The following is a 6981-nucleotide window of genomic DNA, read 5'->3' as shown; positions in this document are numbered from 1 at the left end:
CCCGGCGAGGCGGAACGCACACCCCCGGGTGAACCGCCCGGGCGACGCCCCCGGAGGCCTCCGGGGAGGTCCGCTAGCCCGTCCTGACCACCGGAGCGGCGCGGAGCCGCGATTCGGGAGAGTCTGGGACAAATCCCTCCCGGCGTTCCCGGTGGGAATCTGCAGGGGGAATTGCCGGTTGTCCCAGCACGGAGGGTGAGCCCCGACCCGGACGGTAGGCTCGCACGCAGAAGCGGGATCTACCCTCCGTGACCGGCACCACCCAGCGTCGGGACCACAGCGCCGTGGCCGACCCGGTCCCCATTCACGGGGTCACTCTTCACAATGGAAGGAGCCCTGAGACAGGGTGAGCACTGCGCCGACGAACGCATTCGAGTGGACCGATCTGGACGAGCGCACGGTTGACACCGCGCGGGTCCTGGCCATGGACGCTGTCCAGAAGGTCGGCAACGGACATCCCGGGACGGCCATGTCGCTGGCCCCGGCCGCGTACCTGATCTTCCAGCGATTCCTGCGCCACGACCCGACGGACCCGTCCTGGGTCGGGCGCGACCGCTTCGTCCTCTCCCCCGGGCACACCAGCCTGACGCTCTACACCCAGCTGTACTTCTCGGGCTACGGCCTGGAGCTGGACGACCTCAAGGCCTTCCGCGTGGCCGGCAGCCGCACCCCGGGCCACCCCGAGCACGGCCACACCGCCGGCGTGGAGACCACCACCGGCCCGCTCGGCCAGGGCATCGCCAACGCGGTCGGCATGGCGATGGCCGCCCGCTACGAGCGCGGCCTGTTCGACCCGGAGACGGCGGCCGGGGAGTCCCCCTTCGACCACACCGTCTGGGCCATCGTCTCCGACGGCGACCTGGAGGAGGGCATCTCCGCCGAGGCCTCCTCGCTGGCCGGCCACCAGAAGCTGGGCAACCTGGTCGCGCTGTACGACGACAACCACATCTCGATCGAGGGCGACACCGAGACGGCCTTCTCCGAGGACGTCCTCAAGCGCTACGAGGCGTACGGCTGGCACGTGCAGCGCGTCACCCCGAAGGCCAACGGCGACATCGACGTCGAGGCCCTCGCCGGTGCGCTGGCCGCCGCCAAGGCCGAGACCTCCCGCCCGTCGCTGATCGCGATGCGCACGATCATCGCCTGGCCGGCCCCGGACGCCCAGAACACCGCCAAGGCGCACGGCTCCGCGCTCGGCGCCGCCGAGATCGCCGCCACCAAGAAGGTCCTGGGCTTCGACCCGGAGAAGACCTTCGAGGTCAGCGACCAGGTCATCGAGCACGCCCGGCTGGTCATCAAGCGCGGCAAGGCCGCCCGCGACCAGTGGCAGCAGGGCTTCGACGCCTGGCGCGCCGCCGACGCGCACCGGGCCGCCGAGTTCGACCGCATCCAGGCCGGCGAGCTGCCCGAGGGCTGGAAGAAGGCCGTCCCCTCCTTCCCGGCCGGCAAGGACGTCGCCACCCGCAAGGCCTCCGGCGAGACCCTCAAGGCGCTCGGCGCGGTGATCCCGGAGCTGTGGGGCGGCTCGGCCGACCTCGCGGAGTCCAACCTCACCACCATCGACGAGGACAGCTCCTTCCTCCCCGAGGGCAACCCGCTGAAGTCGGCGAGCCCGTACGGCCGGACGATCCACTTCGGCATCCGCGAGCACGCCATGGGCTCGACCATGAACGGCATCGCCCTGCACGGCAGGACCCGCGTGTACGGCGGCACCTTCCTGGTCTTCGCCGACTACATGCGCCCGGCCGTCCGTCTGGCCGCGCTGATGAAGCTGCCGGTCACCTACGTCTGGACGCACGACTCGATCGGCCTCGGCGAGGACGGCCCGACCCACCAGCCGGTCGAGCACATGGCCTCGCTGCGCGCCATCCCGGGCCTGGCCATGGTCCGCCCGGCCGACGCCAACGAGACGGCCGTCGCCTGGCGCACCCTCATCGAGCGCCAGACCAGCCACCCCGGCCCGGTCGGCCTCGCGCTGACCCGCCAGAACGTCCCGACCTTCGACCGCGAGGTCTTCGCCTCCGCCGAGGGCACCGCCAAGGGCGCCTACGTGCTGGCCGAGGCCTCCACCGGCGACCCGCAGGTGATCCTGCTGGGCACCGGCTCCGAGGTCCAGCTGGCCGTCCGGGCCCGCGAGGTGCTGGAGGCCGAGGGCATCGCCACCCGCGTGGTCTCGGTCCCGTCCTTCGAGTGGTTCCAGGAGCAGGACCAGGCCTACCGCGACAGCGTGCTGCCGCCGTCGATCAAGGCCCGCGTCTCGGTCGAGGCCGGCATCGCCCAGGGCTGGCGCGAGCTGGTCGGCGACCACGGCCGGATCGTCTCGCTGGAGCACTTCGGCGCCTCCGCCGACTACAAGGTGCTCTTCGAGGAGTTCGGCATCACCAGCGAGCGCGTGGTGGCCGAGGCCCACAACGCCCTGCGCTCCCTCGAGGCCGTCAACCGCTAGCGGCACCCGGCCGGGGCCGCCGACCGCACATCGGCGCCCCGGCCCTTCGACCACCCCACGAAGCAGAAGAACAAAGGGACTGAAGCACCATGACTGACGCACTGAAGCGCCTCAGCGACGAAGGCGTTGCGATCTGGCTGGACGACCTCAGCCGCAAGCGGCTGAACTCCGGCAACCTGGCCGAACTGGTGCAGAACAAGCACGTGGTGGGCGTGACCACCAACCCGACCATCTTCCAGAAGGCCATCGCCGGCTCCGGGGACGACTCCTACGACGGCCAGCTGCGCGACCTCGCCGTCCGCAAGGTCACCACCGACGAGGCGATCCGCATGATCACCACCTCGGACGTGCGCGACGCGGCCGACGTGCTGCGCCCGGTCTACGACGCCTCCAACGGCCGCGACGGCCGGGTCTCCATCGAGGTCGACCCGCGCCTGGCGCACGAGACCGCCACCACCGTGGCCGAGGCCAAGCAGCTGTGGTGGCTGGTCGACCGCCCGAACGTCTTCATCAAGATCCCCGCCACCAAGGCCGGCCTGCCCGCGATCGCCGAGGTCATCGGCAGGGGCATCAGCGTCAACGTCACGCTGATCTTCTCGCTGGAGCGCTACAAGGCCGTCATCGACGCCTACCTGACCGGCCTGGAGGCCGCCAAGGCCAAGGGCCTGGACCTCTCCCAGATCGAGTCGGTCGCCTCCTTCTTCGTCTCCCGCGTGGACACCGAGATCGACAAGCGCCTGGACAAGATCGGCGGCGAGGCCAGGAACCTGCGCTCCAAGGCCGCGCTGGCCAACGCCCGCCTCGCCTACCAGGCGTACGAGGAGGTCTTCGGCAGCGTCGACGGCAAGACCGCCGGCAGCGCCCGCTGGAGCGCCCTGGAGGCCGCCGGCGCCAAGCCGCAGCGCCCGCTGTGGGCCTCGACCGGCGTCAAGGACCCGGCCCTGCCGGACACCCTGTACGTCACCGAGCTGGTCGCCCCCGGCACCGTCAACACGATGCCCGAGGCCACCCTGGACGCCACCGCCGACCACGGCGTGGTCACCGGCAACACCATCGCCCCCAACTACGCCGACGCCAAGGCCGTGCTGGACGCGATCGCCGCGGCCGGCGTGGACTACGACGACGTCGTCCAGCTGCTGGAGGACGAGGGCGTCGAGAAGTTCGAGCAGTCCTGGAACGAGCTGCTCGACACCGTCACCGCCTCGCTCGCTTCCTTCGCCGACGAGAAGTGACCCCTGCTCACAGCCAGCGCACGAAAGCGGAGCCCATCAAGTGAGCACTGATTTCCCCGAGTTGACACCGGAATCGGACGCGGACGATCTCCCGCCCACCCCCGTCAACCCGCTTCGTGACCCCTCCGACCGACGGCTCCCGCGCATCGCGGGGCCGTCCGGTCTGGTCATCTTCGGGGTCACCGGCGACCTGTCCCGCAAGAAGCTGATGCCGGCCATCTACGACCTGGCCAACCGCGGTCTGCTGCCGCCGGGCTTCTCCCTCGTCGGCTTCGCCCGCCGCGAGTGGGACGACGAGGACTTCGCCAAGGAGGTCCACGACGCCGTCCGGGACCACGCCCGCACCCCGTTCCGGGAGGAGGTCTGGCAGCAGCTCGCCAAGGGCATGCGCTTCGTCCACGGGACCTTCGACGACGACGACGCCTTCGACAAGCTGCGCGAGACCATCGAGGAGCTGGACAAGGCCCAGGGCACCGGCGGCAACTTCGCCTTCTACCTGTCCGTCCCGCCGAAGTTCTTCCCCACCGTCGTCCAGCAGCTCAAGAAGCACGGCCTGGCCGACCCGCCCTCCTCGCCCGCCAGCGGGCAGGAGGGGACCGGCAGGACCTCGTGGCGCCGCGCGGTCATCGAGAAGCCCTTCGGCCACGACCTGGAGAGCGCGCAGGAGCTCAACAAGGTCGTCCACGAGGTCTTCCCCCGGGACGAGGTCTTCCGGATCGACCACTACCTGGGCAAGGAGACGGTCCAGAACATCCTGGCGCTGCGCTTCGCCAACCAGATGTTCGAGCCGATCTGGAACCGGTCGTACGTCGACCACGTGCAGATCACCATGGCCGAGGACATCGGCATCGGCGGCCGGGCCGGCTACTACGACGGCATCGGCTCCGCCCGTGACGTGATCCAGAACCACCTGCTCCAGCTGATGGCGCTCACCGCCATCGAGGAGCCGGCGTCCTTCCACCCCAAGGCGCTGGTGGCCGAGAAGCTCAAGGTGCTCAGCGCCGTCAAGCTCCCGGCCGACCTCGGCCGGCACACCGTGCGCGGCCAGTACGCGTCCGGCTGGCAGGGCGGCGAGGAGGTCGTCGGCTACCTGGACGAGGACGGGATCGACCCGGACTCCAAGACCGACACCTACGCGGCCATCAAGCTGGAGATCAACAACCGCCGCTGGGCGGGCGTCCCGTTCTACCTGCGGACCGGCAAGCGCCTGGGCCGCCGGGTCACCGAGATCGCGGTCGTCTTCCAGCGCGCCCCGTACCTGCCGTTCGACTCCTACGCGACCGAGGAGCTGGGGCAGAACGCCCTGGTCATCCGGGTCCAGCCGGACGAGGGCGTCACCGTGCGGTTCGGCTCCAAGGTGCCGGGCACCTCCTTCGAGGTCCGGGACGTGACGATGGACTTCGCCTACGGCGAGTCCTTCACCGAGTCCAGCCCGGAGGCGTACGAGCGGCTCATCCTCGACGTGCTGCTCGGCGACGCCAACCTGTTCCCGCGCCACCAGGAGGTCGAGCTCTCCTGGCAGATCCTCGACCCGATCGAGAAGTACTGGGACACCCACGGCAAGCCCGCCCAGTACGCGGCGGGGACCTGGGGCCCGGTCGAGGCGGACGAGATGCTCGCACGAGACGGCAGGAGCTGGCGCCGGCCATGAAGATCGACCTCACCAACACGACGTCCAGCAAGATCAACGCCGCGCTGATGGAGGCGCGCCGGGCCCGCGGTTCCGGCGCCGCCGGCATGGTGCTCACCCTGGTGATCGTGACCGACGAGGGCAGCGCCTACGACGCCCTCAAGGCCGCCAACGACGCCTCCCGCGAGCACCCGATGCGCACCCTCGCGGTGATCAAGCGCGCCGGGCGCTCGCCCCGGGCCCGCGCCGAGACCCGGCTGGACGCCGAGATCCTGGTCGGCTCGGACGCCGGCTCCGGCGAGACGGTCGTCCTGCGGATGCACGGCGAACTCGCCGCGCACGCCCAGTCGGTGGTCCTGCCGCTGCTGCTGCCGGACGCCCCGACCGTCGTCTGGTGGCCGGACAACGCGCCGCTGCACCCGGCGCAGGACCCGCTGGGCTCGATCGCCCAGCGCCGGATCACCGACGCCGTCACCGCCGAGTCCCCGGTCGGCCAGCTCGCCCAGCGCGCGCAGAGCTACACCCCGGGCGACACCGACCTGGCCTGGACCCGGGTCACCGGCTGGCGCTCGATGCTGGCCGCCGCGCTGGACCAGCGGCCGTCCACGATCGTCTCCGCGGTGGTCGAGGGCGAGTCCTACAACCCCAGCGTCGAGCTGCTCGGCCTCTGGCTGACCAACCGGCTGCACGTGCCGGTCGAGCGGGTCGTCACCAACGGCCCCGGCATCACCGCGGTGCACCTGCGCACCAAGGACGGGGACATCACCCTGGACCGCCCGGACGGCCTGCTGGGCACGCTCTCCATGCCCGGCTCGCCGGACCGCCAGGTGGCGCTCAAGCGGCGCGAGACCTCGGAGCTGATCGCCGAGGAGCTGCGCCGCCTGGACCCGGACGACATCTACGCGACGGCCGTGCGCACGCCCGTCGACCAGCTGCACGAGCCGGCCAACGCCGAGACCGCGGCGGCGGAGAGGGTCGCCCGGGAGGTCGCCGAGGACGCCGTCGAGGAGGCCGCCGAGGCCGCCGTGGCCAACCCGGACCGGGTGACCGCCGGGACGGCGGACCGGAAGCCCGCCCGGAAGGCCGCCGGCAAGCGCGCCGCCAAGGACGACGCATGACCAACGCGACCCCCCAGCTCGTCGTCCACCGGGACAAGGAGCTGATGGCCCAGGCGGCCGCGGCCCGTCTGATCACCCGGATCGTGGACGCCCAGGCCGCCCGCGGCAGCGCCTCGGTGGTGCTCACCGGCGGCCGCAACGGCAACGCCCTGCTGGCCGCGATCGCCGCCTCCCCGGCGCGCGACGCGGTCGACTGGGGCCGGCTGGACCTCTGGTGGGGCGACGAGCGCTTCCTGCCCGCCGCCGACCCGGAGCGCAACGCCGTCCAGGCCCGCGCCGAACTGCTGGACGCCGTCCCGCTCGACCCGGCGCGGGTGCACGAGATGCCCGCCTCGGACGGGGTGGACGGCTCGGACGTGGAGGCCGCCGCCGCCCGCTACGCCGAGGAGCTGGCGAAGGCGGCCGGCCCGGGCGACCGGCTCGGCGTCCCGGCCTTCGACGTGCTGCTGCTCGGCGTCGGCCCGGACACCCACGTCGCCTCGCTCTTCCCCGAGCACCCGGGCGTGCGGGAGACCGAGCTGACCGTGGTCGGCGTGCGCGGGGCCCCCAAGCCCC

5 protein-coding genes are annotated in these 6981 nt (G+C 71.9%); all 5 read left to right on the top strand.

Annotation, left to right across the window (positions count from 1 at the left end; translation table 11 throughout):
• The first annotated feature begins 346 nt into the window (after positions 1-346).
• Positions 347-2446: a transketolase gene (gene tkt, locus ACIQOV_RS19575; protein WP_401050006.1), complete on the top strand. Its 2100-nt coding sequence runs from the start codon at positions 347-349 to the stop codon at positions 2444-2446.
• Positions 2447-2535: 89 nt separating this feature from the next.
• The gene (gene tal, locus ACIQOV_RS19570; RefSeq protein ID WP_380548953.1) at positions 2536-3678 is read left to right on the top strand and encodes a transaldolase; all 1143 of its coding nucleotides are present in this window, start codon (positions 2536-2538) and stop codon (positions 3676-3678) included.
• Between the two features lie 61 nt (positions 3679-3739).
• Positions 3740-5329: a glucose-6-phosphate dehydrogenase gene (gene zwf, locus ACIQOV_RS19565; RefSeq protein WP_401050009.1), complete on the top strand. Its 1590-nt coding sequence runs from the start codon at positions 3740-3742 to the stop codon at positions 5327-5329.
• Positions 5326-6426 (top strand): glucose-6-phosphate dehydrogenase assembly protein OpcA, encoded by a 1101-nt coding sequence (opcA, locus tag ACIQOV_RS19560; RefSeq protein WP_380548955.1) that lies wholly within the window; start codon positions 5326-5328, stop codon positions 6424-6426. The genes zwf and opcA overlap by 4 nt, the downstream gene beginning before the upstream one ends.
• A partial coding sequence (gene pgl, locus ACIQOV_RS19555; protein ID WP_401050002.1) for a 6-phosphogluconolactonase occupies positions 6423-6981 on the top strand: 559 nt, incomplete at its 3' end. The genes opcA and pgl, both read left to right, overlap by 4 nt.

It is taken from the genome of Kitasatospora sp. NPDC091257, from assembly GCF_044757675.1.
Classification (GTDB): Bacteria; Actinomycetota; Actinomycetes; order Streptomycetales; family Streptomycetaceae; genus Kitasatospora; species Kitasatospora lactacystinica.
This window is presented reverse-complemented; position numbering and strand designations above follow the sequence as displayed.